We start from the raw sequence: 18,665 nt of genomic DNA on the forward strand, positions 1-18,665 counted from the left end.
CTCCCGCCCAAGAATTCGGAAAACGTAGCGACGTTTTCCGAATTCTTATGCCCACCGCGCCCACTCGGATAAAAGTTATCCCCCGCGCTACTGCTACTTAGTCAACGTAAATACCTATGAAGGCAGCTCTTTAGGAATCAACAGTCGCGGGAGGAAAAAGTTGTCCCTCGCGTTCATTAGCTACAGCAGATATAACAATGCGCGGGCAGATACTTTATCAGTATCTGCCCGCGCAGTTATGGAGTTTTTTATTCAGCTACCTCTCCGGTAGAGAAGTGGTTATTATCCTTAACGAGAAGCCACTACCTCTTTCGCATCGACACTGGCATCCCGATGAAGATCGGTTTCCTGCCTAGCCATCTGGGTGCGGACTCCTCGGGGATCCTTAACGATTAGGTAACCGATCCAGACAATGCCGGCCAGTGCTACCACGAACAGCCCCAAGTAGGCGTCGTTGAGCATATCGCTGGCTGCGGGTGCAAATACCTTCGCGCCCTCTTCGATATATTCAGCTGCCAGATCGACCATCCACATTAAGGAAGCTCCCCAATACATCCAGCAAAGGAGGTCTACCCGCATTCTTGATTGGGGGGCATGCGCGTACCACCAGGCTGTACTGGCAATCGCCGCGAAAAGGGTAATCACCAAGGTCATGAATATTTCCTTAAGCCTAGATCTTTTCGGTTACTTTACTACTTTGCTGCGGCGTTCACTGGCGCGAATCAGAGCCAAGCCTGCACCCCAAACGGCGGTTACCAGCAGTGCCATACCCACGCCCACGGTACCCATCTCAAATAGCATTTGCTGGGTGGTGGAACGCTCTGTGAGCGCCGAAAGGAACGGGAAATAGGCGATTACTTCCCCATGCCACAGGTGCTCAAAACCCAGCAGCAACGCTCCGCCCCATAACAGGTTGGTTAGCCAGGTCAGTTTGCGAACTAGATTTAATGAACGTTCGGTGCTTTCCGGGGTGGCACCTTTGTGCGCTTTCCTTGCGATCTGTTTCTTAGCTACCGTTACTGCCGCTGCTTCAGCAGCAGGAACAATAAAACATGCCATGATAACTCCTTCGACTATCTATGAGCTTGCTATCGAGTTTAACAAATATTCCGATTACGAAAAGAATACTTCCATTGCCCCGGACGCACTTCTAGGAGATCATTCCCAGCTCTCGCCAGGTATCTAAAGACTCCTGGGCTTCCTCGGCAGTTAAAAGATTCATTGCAAAACCATTTTGAATTAGGACATAGTCGCCCACGCGCGCCTGCGGAAGATAAGCCATACAAGCGTCCTGGACTTGTCCAGCTACGTCGATGCGCCCCATCGGCATCACGCCTGACTCAATCGATAAGATTTTGCAGGGCACTCCCACGCACATGGCCTTAGTCCTTTCTGGTCGGGATACTGGAATCTCTCACTTTAGGATACCCCTCAGTACTAATGCTGGGTATCAACCCGCAGCCCCATTTGCCCCTCCGGCGCCGAGCTGAGTGGCAAACAGGGATCAGCCTCGCGAATTGATTGCTCTAGAGCCGCTTGTCGACCCGTATCATCCCTACCGATCGCTTGGGTTAATAAATCTGCCAGCCAGGGTTCGTTTTGTGCAGTGGGGGTGAGAATCGTAGCGGCAGTAATAATCCCCTGGGAATCGCTGCGGTAAGTATGAGCCAGCAGTCCGCGCGGGCCATCAACCAGACCGGTAGCAACTCCCTCTTGGAAACGTACCTGCTCTTGTGGTGGGCACCCTTCGAGTTCTCCTAGCTCAAGCAGGCGTAATAGCTCAGAAATTAGCTCTACAGTTTTTTCCAGGACATGTAAAGTAATGATGACTCTCGCACTAGCAGCATCGCGGCTACCCGCTAACCAGTGTTCTTGCGCCGTGCTTGCAAGTTCACTGGGCAAAACCCCCACGGAAAGCTGCGCGACCGGGCCTACCCGATAGCGTCCTTGGACTGGCCCCCAAGCGCTCAAATAGGGGCGCGGTGCAGGCTCACCCGGGTTTTCTTCCGCTACCTGCTGGTTCCATTCCTCGAAGTCAAACTCTTTCCAGATCGACCCGGCGCGCGCTGCCCGAACCCTGTTTCCAAAAATATCCGGATTTGCGTCCTCGTTAATCAGAGCCAAATCTGCCCCGGCAAACTGGCTGGATACTTCGGTATGGGATTGCTGGTTGAAAGCGAGTTCGCATAGCTTTTCGGCGCTTGCTAGCGCTGCCGGTAGCTCTTCTTGCAGCTTTATTAAATCTTCGATATTCGGCAAGTTCCTAACCCCGCCCGGCACAGCAGTAACTGGGAAATGCCCTGGCGAACCTGCCGCTACCAGCATTTGTTTTGAAACTTTCTTAAGGGTCACCCCACTATCGCGGTCTTGGCGCAAGAAGCGTAGGGAATGGGTTTCTACTACCGATCCGTAATGCAATAGGCGACGGGTAAGCTCGGCTACCTGGGATATTTCACTATTACTGCTGAGGGCGTCGAGGGCGCGAATTCCGGCCAAATGGTGTGCTACTGGGCATATCCCGCATAAATGCTCGGTCATTTTCAATGCTTCCAGAGCAGATTTTCCTACCAGCATTCCATCTATCCGCGGTAAACCTTGCAGATCAAAATGGGCATGAGCCTGCCCTCGTGAGTCTGGGGTTATCACCACCCGTCCTTGCATCGGATCAATGATTTCATCTAAGTTGATTTTCATTACTCTCCTGAGAAAATAAATATATGCATGAACTTGGGCTATTAACTTCAGTAGTGGCGGCGGTGGAAAAAGCAGCCGCTGATGCTGAATATCAGGTTACCCGAGTTGAAAAAGTCGCGCTAAATGTCGGTACCATGTCCGGTGCCATTCCAGATGCCCTGTATGGTTCCTGGCCAATAGCTCGCGAAAATACCATTTGCGCCGCGGCCGAGCTGGAGATCAACCCTATTCCCGCTAGTGTCTACTGCCCCGGCTGTGCTAAAGATGTAGAGATTGACGAATTTTTCGCGCTGCTATGCCCAAAATGCGGCATGCCTACTGGCAATCTCACTCACGGCCGCGAGTTTGAAATTTCCTGGGTGGAGTGGGATCAGAACTAACGCTCGCGCTACGCCAGGTCAAAACGACGTCCGATTACAAGCAGACAATCGCTAACGTGGGGAAGCTATTTAAGCCACGAGTCTAGGATTTCAGCAGCATAACCAACCGCCGGTTTTATTCCCGAGGCTGCGGTAGCGGTTAAACCTAAGTGTAGATCGACCTTTTCGCTAACTACCCCCACAACTTCCAGTACATCTGGTTCTTTTCCAGTAAGACGTGCGGAGCTTAGCACATCTAGCAGACCCACCTGGTGCGGTGATATCTTCATCGAAAGCAGACGGGGCACATGATCGCCACTCATATGCAATGCCTGTCCCGGATGGCGCCCATTACCCGGAGCTATTGAATCTAGGATCAATAGCCGCTCTGCTTCTTGCACTACCGGAACCAGTTCCATACCGTTTGTTCCGCCTTCTAGTAGGGACATCTCTCCCCTGGCAATCGCTGCCTCCCAGGCCGGGCGCTGGGATACTAGCGCTTGCAGCCCCGCTAGAATCTCCAGGCCAATCCCATCATCACCCATGATGGGATTTCCCACCGCCAAGACGGTAAAACGGCTTCCTGCCCAAGGGCTACCGTCAGTTTGAGAGGTATCCGGAAGAGGCAAATAGTTATCGCTACTACCCGACTCCCTACAGGGGTGGGAAGGTAAACTCGCAGGAAACTGCGAGTTAGGTAGCTGCGAAGGCGTCAAATCACCTGCCGACATCTATTCCTTTCAATCTAGAGTTCGGGGGCATCGTAGGGTTTAGAGGTGCGACGCATCCAAACCCCGCCGGAAATCATCGAAGAAATCCCGCCGTGACGCTCCAGTGAATCTGCTCGGAATGCCAGGTAAATATGCCCAATGACGAAACCCCAGAAGGCAAACATGATTAGCGCGTGGATCAACCGCAAGGCGGGGATACCCAGCCAATCGTTGGGGGCAGCCAGTATTTGCCAGAAAAGGTTGGTATTTTTATATGGCAAAGCATACAGTGCCACTCCTATCAGCATCTGGAAAGCACCCAGTATGTAGATAGAAGTATAGGCCATTTGCTGCAGAGGATTATGCGCTACATACAGTGGGCTTTCTTTGCGTAAGAACAGGTAAAAACCCACAGTTTCTTTGAAATTGATCCAGTCTTGCTTCTTCTTAAATGGCCCGAAAGTTTCCCACCTCATATAACGATCTTTAGAGATGAAAGCGACAATGACGCGGGCTGCTCCCACAGCCAACCAGGCAAATGCCGCTGAGAAGTGGATGAAACGCATAATTCCCATGAGGAATCCGGGATTGATTCCTCGGAAGAAAGTATCCCCAAAGAACGGGTCCAAAATGTAGTAGCCAGTTACAGAGAGGGTGACGATCAGGAGCACGTTCAACCAATGCAGGAAACGCAAGCTAGCTGACCACACGCTCAGCCGTACCCAGTCTTCACTGGTGGGAGTAAGATCCCCACCTCGCAAACCAGTGCCCACCGGGCGCACATTGACGAAGCCTTCCATAGTGAAGGGACTGATCTCGCCGTTTTCGTCCACGGTGGCGGTTGCCACCCCCAGGCAGCGATAGCCTCGCGACCCCGCCATCTGCGCGTTCTTCCTGAGCAAGGTTCGCAGCGATCGCTCGGTTTCAGCGACATTCATCACCGACTCGAGATCCCCCCGGGCAATGATGGTATTACGAGACTCCCCGGTCTTGGTTCGCTTCATATCATTGATGCGTGCCAGCGAGTAGCGTCGATCCACCGGGGGATCAAAGTTTTCGGCAGGAATCTCAACATTAGGTGCGCCATGGCGGAACCGGTAGCGCAGTGACTCTTTGAGCGCTACATCGACCGGATCGGTGCTGCCTTTAGGAGACACTGCCGCCATTACCAGCAGGCGACGCAGAGAGATATCCGAACAGCTGAAGCCGCCCCCGACTTCAATCCCCTCGGTTTTAGCCTCATCTTGAGCGAAAAACTCTATTTGGCGATCCTTGTTCGCCTTCGCTAAAGCTTTATCAGAGGACTTCTTCGATACTTCAACTGTTGTCGTTCCCGCTTTGTCGTTCATGATGTCACCGCCTCACCCAGGAGATTGCCATCGGGATCGAGAATATGAACGCCGCATGACATACAGGGATCATAGGAATGGATAGTACGCATGGGTTCGAGGGGCGCTTTGGGATCTACCAACGGATGAGTGCCCGTTCCCATCAGGGATTCTTCATAGGGGCCGGTAATTCCTTGAGCGTCACGTCCACCCGCCAACCAGGTAGTAGGCACTACTGCTTGGTAGCGTTCTACCTTGCCATCTTTGATCGATACCCAGTGCGATAGATCTCCGCGAGCAACTTCAATAAAGGCGTATCCTTGCGCCTGGGCAGGCCAGCTACTCGGATCCCACTTGCTGGCGTCAAAAACATCAATATCGCCTTTCTTGATGTTGTTAACCAGGGCGTTGTAATCCTCGCGCATTAAATCTGCAGAGACTACCGCTTCCGCTGCCCGAGCAAAGGTACGTCCCATTGTAGAGTTAATCTGTTTGGGAGTAATACCTAAGGTAGCGATCGCCCCGTCAAGTAGCTTCTTAACCGGTGCGTAACCTTGAGCATATGCCAACAACATCCGCGCTACCGGACCGACCTGCATAGGTTTGCCATCATAGCGAGGAGCCTTCGACCAGGTGTATTTATCGCGGTCACCTAGCCATTTGAAAGGAGGCTTGGGACCGGTGTAGTTGACTGTGGTTTCGCCCTTATCCGGAGTTAGTCCCTTCTTGTCTCCCACCGAGTACTGGTACCAAGCAGAAGTAATAAACTCTTCAATCTTGTTAGGATCGAAAGGATGAACCTTGGTGAAGTCATCGTCGAATATCACTCCCGGCTTAATAGCCATGTGAGGTGAGGACAGACGAGATTTATTCGGGTCACCCGCATACATCGATCCTGCCAGTCCCACTGCCAAGTAATTTGGATGGGTAGCACCAATATCGAAGTAGTCTTTGTATACCCCGCCCAAGGCGAGAATATCGGGATAGTAACAATCCTTTACGAACTCGTTAATCTCCTCGACCCAGGTTTTTACTTGATCCATTTGCACCTGGTTGATGGATTCTGAGGACTTCGGATCAATCGAGCAGGCCATGCCACCTACCAGGAAGTTCGGGTGCGGGTTCTTGCCCCCGAAAACCGTATTGATCCGAATCATGGAACGTTGGAACTCCAAAGCATCCAGATAGTGAGCCACACACATCAAATCTGCTTCCGGAGGAAGGCGGTAATCCGGGTGATCCCAATACCCGCCGGTAAACACCGAAAGCTGCCCGGAATCCAAAATCTTCTTCACCGTGTCCCGAACTTCGGTGAAGCGTTTCAAGTTATTGCCCCGCCATTTAGAACCGATAGAGCGGGCAAACTCGACTGCTTTAGCTGGATCTGCTTTCGCGGCATTGGGGACGTTAACAAAGTCCAAAGCGTGCAAGTGATAAAAGTGGATCACGTGATCCTGGATTTCTTGCGACCCCAACACTAGCGAGCGGATCAATCGCGCATTTTCTGGGGGATTGGAACCGATAGCGTCCTCTACTGCAGTAATGGAAGCAATCGCGTGAACCGAGGTACAAACCCCACAAATACGTTGGACGAAAGCCCACACATCCCGAGGATCGCGATTTTGAACGATAGTTTCGATTCCTCGAAACTGAGTGCTCACGCTCCAAGCTTTTTTAATCTGCTCGCCTTCGGTTTCCATCTCTATGCGCAGATGTCCCTCAATGCGGGTTAACGGGTCGATAACTACTTTTTCAGCCATTATTTCGCCTCACTGTTCTTTTCGCTGGCCTCAGGAACTTCTGCGTTAGGGTTTTCCTCCGGGGAGGGCGGCTCGGTATCAATATCAGTGGCTTCCCCAAAAGCCGCCATTGGAGAATTCCGGGTGGCTTTTCGATCCGCAGCGGCTCTAGCAGCGGTAACTCCCGCGTGGACGGCGACTCCTGCCGCCACTGCGCCGGTAAAGCCCAGTCCTACTTTCTCGGCAGTACCTTCTACTCCGAATCCCGGGACACTGGGCAAGACTTGATAGAACGGTGAAAAACGATCGAAAAAGTCACGCTCGGTACAGCCGATACAGGGGTGACCAGCACCAATCGGCCACCCTGATTTCAGATTCCATTGCACTATCGGGCAGGGACTATACGTCGAGGGGCCTTTGCAGCCCACATCGTATAGGCACCATCCCTCCCGCGCGCCAGCATCATCAAAAGTACGCACGAATTGGCCGGCATCAAAGTGAGGGCGCCGCGGGCAGGAATCGTGAATTCGCTGACCATAGGCAAAGAGGGGACGTCCCTCGGAATCAACTTCGGGAGGCTCTCCGTGGGTCAAAATATAGGTTAGGGAGGCGGTAATTACTTCGCCAATCGGCGGACAACCAGAAACGTTAATAACTGCTTTATCTTTAATAATTTCATCTACCCCTACCGCCCCGGTGGGGTTAGGTTTAGCAGCTTGCACCGAACCGTAGACAGCGCAGGCTCCCACTGCCAAGATAATGTCTGCGTTCTCAGCAGATTCGCGCAAAACCTGCTCTGCAGATTTACCACCTATGGTGCAGTAGATCCCACCATCTTTAGTGGGTATAGAACCGTTGACCACTAAGATATGTTTTTTAGCGTTAGTTTCAGCCAAAGCTTTTTCGGCCGCCTCACCGGCAGCCGCCATCAGCAGCTCGTTGTAGTTAACGGAAAGTAAGTTCAGTACCACCTCTTCTACCGTGGTTCCCCCGCTACGCAGAGCCGATTCCATACAACCGGTACATTCTTGGAGCTGTAGCCACACCACATTGGGTTTGGTGATCGCCCCTAGTTTATCGGCCAGCTCCTCGGCGGCTTTTTGTGCCGGAGCTGCATGTGCCATCTGGGGAGTACCTACAGCAAAAATTGCTGCCAAGCCAGCACAATATTTGACGAAATCTCGTCTGCTGACCCCGGCACTGGCGAGGTTATCGGCGAGGGTTCCCTCCCGCCAGGGTTTTATCTCATAACTCATTTCCGGTTCCTCACTGGTTTTTAAGTTAGACCACAACGTCTGTCGAAGTCATTATATATAGCTACCGCCCACACATCAGCGTAACCAGCTACTATATCCACTTATATTACGCAAAAAATAATTAGCGTATTTATAGTTGTTGTAGCCACTGAATCCAGGCGTCAACCCCCTCTCCCTTTTCGGCGGAAACTTCCACCACTTTTACCCCCGGGTTGACCTGCTCCAAGTAGCCGCGGAAGCGATCCATATCAAAGTTAAGATAGGGCGCCAGATCCATCTTGTTTACCACCACGATCTCGACCGAGCGGAACATCACCGGATACTTTAGGGGCTTATCTTCACCCTCGGTAATCGAGAACACCATCGCCTTGGCATTCTCTCCCACATCAAACTCTGCTGGGCACACCAAGTTGCCAACATTTTCGATAATCACCAGGTCAAGTTGGCTGAGATCTAGACCGTCCAATGTATGGTGCACCATGGGGGCGTCTAGGTGACACTCTCCCCCGAAGCCCTGCCCAGTATTGAGTAGGGAAATCTGAGCGCCATAACCGCGGAGGCGATCGGCATCCAAGGGAGTCTCGATATCACCTTCAATAATTCCGATCCGCATTTTTCCCTGCAGTTCCGATAAGGTGCGCTCCAGCAAAGTGGTTTTCCCCGAACCGGGCGAACTCATCAGGTTAACCACTTTCACGTTATGTTCTGCAAACGCCTGGCGATTATGCTCTGCCAAATGATCATTTTCCGCATAGATATCTTCTAGGATCTCAATACGTTCTTTCTCGGTGTCATATCCCGAGTGATCCCCGATTACCTCCGGATCAGCTACATAGTCACCATGATCATGATGGTGAGTATGATCTGCTGAATCGTGTGAATGTACCGTACCGTCATCGTGACGATGAAAACGTCCCATTTTATTCCTTCCCTAAGGGTGTTACCTCAATAGACACCACTCTAAACTCTTCCCCACTAATTATCTGTAGATCCCGCGAGGAGCATTCTTGGCAGCGGAAATCTAACACTTCCCGTAATTCGGTAGTTTCCTCACAATCTCGGCAGCGAACCACCGCCGGTATTTCGGTGATATTAAGCCGGGCAGGCCCGAGCAAAGTATTCTTACGAACCGCTCCCCAGGCGAAATGGAGAGCTTCGGGAACTACCTGTCGTAAATGCCCTACCTCTAAATCGACCTCTAGAACCTCACGTCCAGCTGCGTTTCGCGAGACTATCCGCGCAAGTTGACGCGAAAGCGCAACTTCGTGCATGACCCTCCTTGAGTTCGTGACTTACCGCTCACAGCGGAACCCCCTTAACCTTACCCGCTTCCCTTGACGCGGGTTAGCGCTAGGGTGGAAGTTGTTGATTTTCTATGAGGAGGACCCAGGTGCGGCGAGCCTATCGGCTGAAAGGCGTGGTGCAAGGAGTAGGTTTTCGCCCCCACGTAGCCAAAGTTGCCGCGGGTTTTCCCTTAAGCGGCTTCGTGGGAAACGACGACGAGTCAGTTTTTATCGAAGTCCAAGGCGCTGCCAGCTATATTGATAACTTCATGGCGAAAATGCTGGCGACTCTACCTCCCCTAGCTAAGGTTCTGCACACTGTTGCCTGCGATATTGCCGATATCGAGGGTGAAAGCGGATTTAGAATTGTTTCTTCGCGGCGGCGTTCCGGCGCACGTACTCTGATTCCCTCCGATACCGCTACCTGCCCGGATTGCTGCCAAGAAATGGCCGACCCCGCTAATCGTCGCTACCACTATCCCTTTACTACCTGCACAAATTGCGGTCCGCGGGCAACGATTATGCGCGATTTACCCTATGATCGGGACACCACCACTATGGTTAAATTCCCGATGTGTCCGGCATGTCAGGCAGAATATACCGATCCAAAAAATCGGCGCTACCACGCTCAACCGGTTAGCTGTTTTGATTGCGGCCCAGTGTTGTGGGTAAGCGATACTGCCGACCCAAATCTGCATCCTCCCTCTGGATATCGCCGCACCCTGATCGCCAAGGCCTTAAACGAGGCTAGGGCACGTTTGCGACGGGGAGAAATCCTGGCGGTAAAAGGTATCGGCGGTTTTCATCTAATGTGCGATGCCCGCAATGAAGAAGCGGTAGCCCGGCTACGCAAACGAAAAAACCGCGGAGATAAACCGTTTGCAGTGATGGCTCCCAATATTGAGGCTGCTAACAGGTTGGCGCAGCTAAATGATTCCCAGTTAAAAGAGCTGGCCTGCCCGGCACGCCCCATCGTAATCGCTCCTTTGGGCTCCGAATATGATCTAGCGCCCGCGGTGGCTCCCGGTTTAGGGGACGTGGGGATGCTTTTGCCCTATGCCCCTTTGCACTTAGAGCTTTTGAGCGCCGACTGTTCGGACATGGCACTGGTGGCAACCTCGGGAAATCTGGCGGGAGAGCCACTGTGTTTTACTAACGAGGACGCCTGCGAACGTTTATCGCGTATTGCGGACGGGTTCGTTTTCCATGACCGTGATATTTATTTGCCGATGGAGGACTCAGTATTCTTAGCTAACTCACAAGTAACTATTCCTTCGCGGCGTTCGCGCGGCTATGCACCGCTGCCGGTGGCTCTACCGCGGGTAGCCACAGCACCTACCTTGGCGATAGGAGGGGAGCTAAAAAATACTTTTTGCCTGGCCAACGGGGATTGGGCGCATCTGTCGGGGCATATTGGGGACATGGGCACTCTGGCCTGTCAGGAGGCCTTAGACAGGGCGGTAACCCAAATGTTAAATTTTCAGCATTCCCAGCCCGAAACAGTGGTTTGCGACCTGCACCCAGCCTATTCCACCGTCACTTGGGCTTCCCGTTTTGCCAGCCAGCACGACATCGAGTTATTGCAGGTGCAACACCATGTGGCGCATGCCTATAGCCTACTGGCGGAATGCTCCCACCTGGATCCGGTGGTAGTCGTGGCAGTAGATGGCACCGGGTATGGAACCGATGGCACTATCTGGGGAGGAGAAATCCTGGAGATTGCGGGAGACACTTGGCAACGCCGCGCTCACCTGCCCTCATTTAGCTTGGTAGGAGGCGACCGGGCAGTGCGTTATCCCTGGCGAGTCGCCTTAGGGATCGCTCATGATTGGAATCTGGATCGGATTACCCAAGCGATCAGCAACGAAATTGGTGATCACCAGGGACACAACGCCGAGGTAGAACTGGTAAAAAGCCAGTTAGACACGGGATTCGGAGTAGTATCCACCACCAGTTGCGGTAGATTATTTGACGCCGCAGCCGCCATTTTGGGAATCTGCACGTCAGTAACCTACGAGGCGCAAGCAGCCATGGAACTAGAACACGCCGCCACCAGCTGGGCAAATACGCATGAACGAGGGCGGGCTCAACGCTTTGGCAGCTACCGGGAGCTTTTCGAAATGCTATTCGAACCGGGACGGGAAGTAGGTGAGCGCGCCTGGCAGTTTCATCTGGGGCTAGCCCAGTTACTGGGGCTCCAAGCCGCAGAAACCGCGGAAAAAGCGGGAATTAAAACCGTGGGGCTGACCGGGGGGGTCGCCCTGAATCGCCTATTTAGCAGTCATTTCATACGGATAATGCACGAAAACGGCTATGAAGTCTTGACTCACCAGACCGTGCCCCCAAATGATGGGGGTCTGAGCCTAGGACAGGCGTGGGCAGCTATTTTAGGGGCAAGCGAAGGCTAATACCACTAGGCAGAGTCCTACCTTTGATGCCTTCCCCTGGATAGTTAGCAGATTCGCGGTAGCGGGTCGCCCACCAACATATCAATCATCCGGGTACCCCCGAAAGCGGTCACCATCACCACCGATGACTCCGGTTTGGAAACTACCCGCCCGATATTAGCTGCTTCTTCCCCGCCCGGAAGTGCTCGCAGGGCTGTTAACGCCTTATCTACCTGGTCAGCGGGAACTACCGCACAGAACATGCCTTCGTTCGCCACATAGATTGGGTCAATCCCCAACATATCGCAGGCACCACGGGTCATATCGTGTACTGGAATAGATTCGTCCTCGATAGCTATTCCCCAGCCAGTAGCCACCGCTAGTTCATTCAGTACCGTTCCCAGCCCGCCGCGAGTAGCATCCCGCATCCAGCGAGTCTGCGGAACCGCCGCCATCAACGCTTCCACCAGGTGATTAACGGCACGGGTATCAGATTTAATGGGGGCTTCAATCGCCAGATCCCCGCGTGCCATCATCACCGACATCCCGTGATCTGCAATCGCTCCCGAAACGATAATCCGGTCGCCACGCTGCACCTGGCTAGCACCCAGCTGACGATCACCTGGCACAATCCCGATTCCGGCAGTGTTAATAAATAGTTTGTCGCCGCTGCCTTTGGGAACCACTTTGGTATCGCCAGTTACGATCCTTACCCCCGCACTCTCGGCGGCATCTCGCATCGCCTGCACTTCGCGGCGTAAATCCGTTATCGGCAAGCCCTCTTCCAAAATGAAACCGGCACTAATAACTTTGGGGATAGCGCCCGAAACTGCAAGGTCATTGACAGTCCCATTAACCGCAAGCTCCCCAATAGAGCCACCGGGGAAGACGATAGGATTAACTACATAAGAATCAGTGGACATTGCCAACTTGCCGCCACCAAAACTAGCGTCCTCGCTGTCAAAGCCCAGCAGTTCTGCCAGGGGCAGCACCCCCGCATCAGTTAGTTCCGCAAGTACCTCGTTGCCATAGCCGGACACAAAAACTTGATCAACCAGGGCAGCCGAGGCTTTCCCGCCCGCTCCATGCGACAGCGTCACGTAGTCATCTTTGAGTTTCATGCCGCGACTGCGCACCCGGGCAATATTGGAGTTTACTTTTGATTCATCTTGATTAAGCCGGTTTTTCGGATCCACATATCGATAATTGCACAATGGGTTGTTATTTTCATCTTTTGATAGCTCAACTAAATGTCAGTAATCTGGAAAAGAAGCTTGCTAAAGGAGATTCATATGTGTTTGGGAGTACCAGCTGAAATCGTAGCATTCGACGAAACCGAGAGCGGCCGCGCCAAAGTTTCTCTATCTGGAGTGGAGCGCATGATTTCCACCGATTTACTGGCAGACGAAGGTTTAAAAGTAGGCGACTGGGTGCTGGTACACGTGGGATTTGCAATGTCTCAGATCGATGCAGATGAGGCCGCCACCACTTTGGATCAGATTAGAAAACTGGGGCAATTTGAAAGCGAATTGGAACAATTCAAGACCACCTCGGTTTAACCGCCTCTCCCTTATAGACAGAATCTTTTGACCGCGAAATGAGACAGAACAAATGAAGTACGTTGACGAATTCCGTGACCCCGAGTTTGCGCGCCAACTGGTAAAACGCATCAATGCTGAAGCTCGACATTTTGAACGACCGTTAGCATTTATGGAGATTTGTGGGGGGCACACTCACACTATTTACCGGCACGGCCTTGAGCATTTATTGCCCGAAAACGTACAGTTCATTCACGGCCCGGGCTGCCCGGTGTGCGTAATCCCCATGGGAAGGGTCGATGACGCCCTCTGGCTGGCTAATCAACCGGACGTCATATTGACGACTTTTGGGGACATGATGCGGGTACCGGGCTCTCAAGAATCCCTGCTCCAGGCGAGGGCGCGAGGACGTGACGTACGTTTCGTTTACTCTCCCCTAGATGCTTTAAAGATTGCGAAAGAGAATCCCGATAAAAAGGTTATTTTCTTTGCTATCGGGTTTGAAACTACTGCCCCCTCGACCGCTGTCACCCTGGTAGCTGCCAAGAAACAGCAGGTAGAGAACTTTTCCGTGTTCTCTAACCACGTGAAAATCGAGCCACCTTTGCGGGCGATAGTAGGCGCGGATGAAACCCGGATTGATGGTTTCATAGGGCCCGGCCACGTAGCCACCGTCGTCGGTTCCGACGCCTTCAAATTCTTGCCAACAGAATACAACAAACCGGTGGTAGTAACCGGTTTTGAGCCGCTCGATATATTGCAGTCGGTAGCCATGCTAATCGACCAATACCTATCGGGAGCAGTCGAACGCGGTGAATCGCGAGTAGAAAACCAGTATTCACGAGTAGTACGTCCCGAAGGTAACTTGGCTGCCCTAAAACTTCTTGACCGAGTATTTTCCACCCGTGACACTTTCGAGTGGCGAGGTCTAGGGTGGATGCCTTATTCCGGGATGGGGATTTCTGAGGAATTCGCCGCCTGGGACGCGGAGCGACTGTACAACGTGCCGGGGGTGCGGGTTCCCGATCCCCCGGCCTGTGAATGCGGATCGGTGCTCACTGGTCGGATTAAACCTTGGGAATGCAAAGTCTTTGGCACTGCGTGTTCGCCCGAAAAACCCATCGGTACCTGCATGGTTTCCCCCGAGGGTGCGTGCGCCGCGTTCTATAACTTCGGCCGCATTGATCGAGAAACTGCCCACGCCATCGTAATTGAGGATTAGCCCCGATTCTACTTGCCGGTCTATTCACGGGTCTGGCTAAGCACGCGGGGGCGAGATTTTTCCTCTCCCGATGACAGATGTACAGCTAGTCGATTATGCGTAAAAGGGGTTAAACATGCGGGGGATAGTTTTTCCTCCTGCCCAAAATCCGTATTTGCTTGCAGCAAATAGGGATTTACGCCCGCCTAGCCTGCTCGGATAAAACTATCCCCCGCATCAACACAATCTGACACTATGAAACATTCCTAAACGAGGGGGCGAGGTTTTATCCGAGTGGGCGCGGTGGGCATAAGAATTCGGAAAACGTCGCTACGTTTCCCGAATTCTTGGGCGGGAGGAAAAACCTCGCCCCCTCGCACGATTTTGGGCAGGAGGAAAAAAGTTTTCCGCGCTCTTTCCGACAAGAATTAAGCTAAACCGATTTTCTAGGCAGTTTAGTGCTCTTCGTTGATTCCAAGGAGGGTTAGGGCTTCTTCCACGTTGGCGGATGTGCCGGCTTCGCCGTCTAACCAATGGATTCTCGGGTCTTTGCGGAACCATTTACGCTGTTTGCGTGCTAATTGCCGAGTTTGCAGCGCTATTTGTTCCGCTGCCTCTTCACGAGTGATTTTTCCGGCTAGCAAATCCATAACCGCCTGGTAGCCGGTGGCCCGGCAGGCGGTAGGAGTGTCCGCCAAACCTAGTTTTTGCAATTCCTCAACTTCCGCGATAAATCCTTGTGCCAGCATTTGGGTGGTGCGTTGGGCTATACGCTCATCAAGCACGGGAAGCGACCAGGCGATTCCCAATTGCAAAGCAGGCTGGAAGTATTCGCGCCGCGGCATAGTGGCTGAAAACTTCCTGCCGGTTAACTCATAGACTTCCAGGGCGCGAATGACCCGGCGTTCATTAGCCGGCACGATTCTGGCTGCGGACTGCGGATCAACTTCGGCGAGGCGTTGATGCATTTTCTCTATCCCCAGCTGCGCCGCCTGTGCTTCTAACTGAGCTCTAATAGCGTTATCGGTTCCAGGAAACTCAATTTTGTCAAGGACGGCGCGCACATATAGTCCGCTCCCCCCTACCAGTATCGGCAGCGCTTTGCGAGCGCGAATCTGCTCAATAATTTGGCGACAACTGCGCTGATAGTCAGCTACTGACGCCTTCTCGTCTAGCTCTAAAACATCTAACAGGTGATGCGGGATTCCTCTGCGCTCATCTACCGGAATCTTCGCGGTTCCGATATCCATACCGCGATATAGCTGGAAAGCATCAGCCGAAATAATCTCGCAAGTGATTCCTCGCTCGCCCAACACCGCAGCTAATTGCAGGGAAAAACCAGATTTACCGCTGGCAGTTAGCCCGACTACCGCTAGGAGTGGAAGCTTGGAGGAATCCATTAGGCTACCTATCCGCGAGGACGAATGGCGGGAAGCCCCAGAGAAACCTGCTGGGAGTATTCTTCCTGTTTACTCTGACGCGCCTGCCAAGCATCCCCGGCTCGGGTAGGGCGCACCGAGAATAATCCTCCCTCCAAGGCGGAATCTGCGAGTAAGTTATGGGGAGCGCCATGGGTGACAGTGGCCGTAACCATATCTCCCGGTCGCGGCATTTCCTGTCCGGCAGGTAATGCTACGTGGACTAGGCGTCCATCTCGGGCGCGACCAGATACCCGGTGAGTTTCTTGATCTTTTCGCCCCTCGCCCTCGGAAACTAAAACCTCTACTTGCCTGCCCACAAGTTTCTGGTTTTCTTCCAAACAAATCTGGTCTTGCAGTGCAATCAACCGGTTGTAGCGTTCCAGTTTCACCTGGTGAGGTACTTGATCTTCCCGGTCAGCCGCCGGAGTGCCGGGACGCGGCGAATACAGGAAGGTAAAGGCAGAGGCAAAACGAGCCTGCGCTACTACCTCTAGAGTCTGCTGGAAATCTTCCTCGGTTTCTCCGGGGAAGCCTACGATAATATCGGTGGAAATCGCGGCCTCGGGCATAGCCTCCCGAACTTTATCCAGTATCCCCAGGAAACGTTTTTGCCGGTAGGAGCGGCGCATCGCGCGTAAAATAGTATCAGAGCCCGATTGGAGTGGCATATGCAAGGTGGGCATCACGTTTTCAGTTTCCGCCATTGCCCAAATCACGTCATCACTAAAAGCCGCTGGATGAGGGGAAGTGAAACGTACCCGCTCTAAATCCTCGATATTTCCACAGGCCCGCAGCAGCTTGGCGAACGCTCCGCGATCTCCAAATCCCGCGCCATAAGAATTGACGTTCTGCCCGAGCAGAGTCACTTCAATCGCGCCTTGAGAAACCACGGCTTCTACTTCTGCGAGCACCTCCCCAGGGCGGCGATCGCGTTCCCGTCCCCGCAAGGAGGGCACAATACAAAACGTACAGGTGTTATTACAGCCGACCGCGATTGACACCCAAGCGGAATAGGAGGATTCTCGCCTGGTGGGCAAAGTGGACGGGAAAACTTGCAGGGACTCTGCAATTTCTACTTCAGCGCGGTGATTGTGCCGTGCCCGCCGGAGTAATGCGGGGAGCACATCTATATTGTGGGTACCGAATACCGCGTCCACATAGGGGGCTTTTTCAATGATTTTTTCGCGCATCTGCTGCGCTAAGCAACCTCCAACCGCAATTTGCATTCCGGGGCGTTCCCGCTTCACACTGGCCAGTTGCCCGAGGTTACCAAAGAGGCGGTTAGCTGCAGCTTCGCGTACCGAGCAGGTGTTGATTACTACCACATCGGCGCCGCCGTCCCCGGCATTCGTGGCGCGCGCGGCTGCTTGCGGCACCAGTTCTACCGGTATCAAGCCATCAGCTTCTAGCAGCCCCGCCATCCGTTCGGAGTCATGCTCATTCATCTGGCAGCCAAGAGTTCGCACATGATAGGTGCGAGGCATTTTATCGTTGCTTGTCATCGCGCCCAAGTATAATAGTCAGTTGCGTCTTAGGAGAAAACTAATGTGAAATAATGCAGGATTCTAATAGGCGGCGTATCCGTTAGGAGTTCCAGCAGAACCGCTAGGGTAAAGATAGAGACAATAGCTTTAAGGAGATTATGATGCCGAAGTTGCGTCCTTTCCGTGCGCTGCGTCCCACTAGCGAGGCTGCCCCGCGGGTAGTGGCACTGCCCTATGACGTTATGAACCGTGAGGAAGCTAGCGCGCAGGGCAAAGACCCGAACTCTTATCTGCATATTACCCGCGCGGAAATTGATTTGCCCCTAAGCGTGGATCAACACGCTGACCAGGTGCATGAGCAAGCTACCGCCAATCTGGCGGATTTCATTGACCGGGGCGTGCTGGTTCGCGAAGACCAACCTTGCCTGTATCTGTACCGGGAGACTTGGCGAGGAAGAACCCAGGTGGGGATTGTGGGATGCGCCCAGGTTGCCGATTATCAAGACGGCACTATTAAGCGGCACGAGAAAACTTTAGCGATTAAAGAAGCCGACCGGATTAAACATTTTGACCGGGTGAATGCCCATACCGAACCGGTATTTCTCACCTATCGTGCCCGTGAAGAAATAGATACCCTCACTGCGCGGGTAACTCAAGAACAGCCGCTGCTCAAAGGAGAGACTTTGGAGGGCACTGTCCATGAGCTATGGCCGCTCTCGCCGGAAGATACTTCTTTAGCGAGCGGCGTCTTTGAATCATTGGACTACTTTTATATTGCCGATGGACATCACCGCTCCGCTTCCGCGGCCAAAGTAGGGCTTTCTCGCCCCCAGCGCGCAGATGCCCCCTGGAATGAATTCCTAGCGGTCGCGGTTCCCGACCACGACCTACGGTGCCTGCCCTATAACCGTTTAGTGCTTGATTGGAGAGATACTACCCCCGAACAGTTTTTGAAAGACTTATCGCCGGTAGCAACGTTAAGTGAACTGGACGAGTTTGCTGCCCCGAAAAATGCTGGTGCATTCAGTATGTATCTAGGCGGCAAATGGTACGCCTGCCGCTTCCGTCCCCAGGTTTTAGCCGGTAAAGAGCTGCCTGATTCTTTAGATGTGTCCTTGCTGCAAGAAACAGTGCTCTCTCCCCTGCTGGGAATTACCGATCCGCGCACCAGTGAACGCATCGAGATCGTATGCTGCCTTCTGCTTGAAAAAAAACTTAATCCTGGACTATATGAGGGAGAGAATCGTGAATTGTGCATGTACGAA

General features: G+C 53.0%; 18 protein-coding genes. 5 read left to right on the forward strand and 13 right to left on the reverse strand.

Annotated elements, in window-relative coordinates:
- Positions 1-288: 288 nt before the first annotated feature.
- From RDM26_RS06630 to RDM26_RS06645, 4 genes are all read right to left on the reverse strand, one after another.
- On the reverse strand, positions 289-654 hold the full coding sequence (locus tag RDM26_RS06630; protein ID WP_307738205.1) for a hypothetical protein: 366 nt from the start codon (positions 652-654) through the stop codon (positions 289-291).
- A gap of 30 nt (positions 655-684) precedes the next feature.
- On the reverse strand, positions 685-1,059 hold the full coding sequence (locus tag RDM26_RS06635; RefSeq protein ID WP_307738206.1) for a hypothetical protein: 375 nt from the start codon (positions 1,057-1,059) through the stop codon (positions 685-687).
- A 91-nt stretch (positions 1,060-1,150) separates the two neighbouring features.
- Positions 1,151-1,378 carry a HypC/HybG/HupF family hydrogenase formation chaperone gene (locus RDM26_RS06640; protein WP_307738207.1) on the reverse strand — a complete coding sequence of 76 codons (228 nt, stop codon included), beginning with the start codon at positions 1,376-1,378 and terminating at the stop codon, positions 1,151-1,153.
- Between the two features lie 59 nt (positions 1,379-1,437).
- Positions 1,438-2,694, reverse strand: a complete 1,257-nt coding sequence (locus RDM26_RS06645; protein ID WP_307738208.1) for a nickel-dependent hydrogenase large subunit — start codon at positions 2,692-2,694, stop codon at positions 1,438-1,440.
- Positions 2,695-2,717: 23 nt separating this feature from the next.
- Here RDM26_RS06645 and RDM26_RS06650 point away from each other — a divergent pair, with 23 nt between their 5' ends.
- Positions 2,718-3,074, forward strand: coding sequence for a hydrogenase/urease maturation nickel metallochaperone HypA (locus tag RDM26_RS06650; RefSeq protein WP_307738209.1), 357 nt, complete (start codon positions 2,718-2,720; stop codon positions 3,072-3,074).
- 65 nt (positions 3,075-3,139) lie between these two features.
- On the opposite strand, the gene RDM26_RS06655 is transcribed toward RDM26_RS06650, so the two are convergent.
- From RDM26_RS06655 to RDM26_RS06680, 6 genes are all read right to left on the reverse strand, one after another.
- Entirely contained in the window at positions 3,140-3,784 is a 645-nt protein-coding gene (locus RDM26_RS06655; RefSeq protein ID WP_307738210.1) for a hydrogenase maturation protease, read from the reverse strand.
- 14 nt (positions 3,785-3,798) lie between these two features.
- Positions 3,799-5,112, reverse strand: coding sequence for a Ni/Fe-hydrogenase, b-type cytochrome subunit (cybH, locus tag RDM26_RS06660; RefSeq protein ID WP_307738211.1), 1,314 nt, complete (start codon positions 5,110-5,112; stop codon positions 3,799-3,801).
- Positions 5,109-6,851, reverse strand: a complete 1,743-nt coding sequence (locus RDM26_RS06665) for a nickel-dependent hydrogenase large subunit (RefSeq protein ID WP_307738212.1) — start codon at positions 6,849-6,851, stop codon at positions 5,109-5,111. Before RDM26_RS06665 ends, cybH begins: the two co-directional genes overlap by 4 nt.
- Entirely contained in the window at positions 6,851-8,086 is a 1,236-nt protein-coding gene (locus tag RDM26_RS06670) for a hydrogenase small subunit (protein ID WP_307738213.1), read from the reverse strand. Before RDM26_RS06670 ends, RDM26_RS06665 begins: the two co-directional genes overlap by 1 nt.
- A gap of 130 nt (positions 8,087-8,216) precedes the next feature.
- Positions 8,217-9,005, reverse strand: a complete 789-nt coding sequence (gene hypB / locus RDM26_RS06675) for a hydrogenase nickel incorporation protein HypB (RefSeq protein ID WP_307738214.1) — start codon at positions 9,003-9,005, stop codon at positions 8,217-8,219.
- Between the two features lies 1 nt (position 9,006).
- Positions 9,007-9,357, reverse strand: a complete 351-nt coding sequence (locus tag RDM26_RS06680; protein ID WP_307738215.1) for a hydrogenase/urease maturation nickel metallochaperone HypA — start codon at positions 9,355-9,357, stop codon at positions 9,007-9,009.
- A 104-nt stretch (positions 9,358-9,461) separates the two neighbouring features.
- Here RDM26_RS06680 and hypF point away from each other — a divergent pair, with 104 nt between their 5' ends.
- Positions 9,462-11,777, forward strand: coding sequence for a carbamoyltransferase HypF (gene hypF, locus RDM26_RS06685; RefSeq protein WP_307738216.1), 2,316 nt, complete (start codon positions 9,462-9,464; stop codon positions 11,775-11,777).
- A gap of 44 nt (positions 11,778-11,821) precedes the next feature.
- Here the strand turns inward: hypF and hypE are convergent, their stop codons facing one another.
- Positions 11,822-12,952, reverse strand: a complete 1,131-nt coding sequence (hypE, locus tag RDM26_RS06690; protein ID WP_307738217.1) for a hydrogenase expression/formation protein HypE — start codon at positions 12,950-12,952, stop codon at positions 11,822-11,824.
- Positions 12,953-13,048: 96 nt separating this feature from the next.
- On the opposite strand from hypE, the gene RDM26_RS06695 reads away from it, so the two are divergent.
- Both RDM26_RS06695 and hypD read left to right on the forward strand, forming a co-directional pair.
- Positions 13,049-13,315, forward strand: a complete 267-nt coding sequence (locus tag RDM26_RS06695) for a HypC/HybG/HupF family hydrogenase formation chaperone (protein WP_024058579.1) — start codon at positions 13,049-13,051, stop codon at positions 13,313-13,315.
- Between the two features lie 52 nt (positions 13,316-13,367).
- The gene (gene hypD / locus RDM26_RS06700; protein WP_307738218.1) at positions 13,368-14,516 is read left to right on the forward strand and encodes a hydrogenase formation protein HypD; all 1,149 of its coding nucleotides are present in this window, start codon (positions 13,368-13,370) and stop codon (positions 14,514-14,516) included.
- 434 nt (positions 14,517-14,950) lie between these two features.
- On the opposite strand, the gene miaA is transcribed toward hypD, so the two are convergent.
- Complete coding sequence (miaA, locus tag RDM26_RS06705) at positions 14,951-15,895, reverse strand: tRNA (adenosine(37)-N6)-dimethylallyltransferase MiaA (RefSeq protein ID WP_307738219.1); 945 nt, start codon at positions 15,893-15,895, stop codon at positions 14,951-14,953.
- 8 nt (positions 15,896-15,903) lie between these two features.
- Entirely contained in the window at positions 15,904-17,418 is a 1,515-nt protein-coding gene (gene miaB / locus RDM26_RS06710; RefSeq protein WP_307738220.1) for a tRNA (N6-isopentenyl adenosine(37)-C2)-methylthiotransferase MiaB, read from the reverse strand.
- Positions 17,419-17,561: 143 nt separating this feature from the next.
- Here miaB and RDM26_RS06715 point away from each other — a divergent pair.
- A partial coding sequence (locus RDM26_RS06715; RefSeq protein ID WP_307738221.1) for a DUF1015 family protein occupies positions 17,562-18,665 on the forward strand: 1,104 nt, incomplete at its 3' end.

Source organism: uncultured Varibaculum sp. (genome assembly GCF_902489465.1).
In the GTDB taxonomy this organism is placed as follows: Bacteria; Actinomycetota; Actinomycetes; order Actinomycetales; family Actinomycetaceae; genus Varibaculum.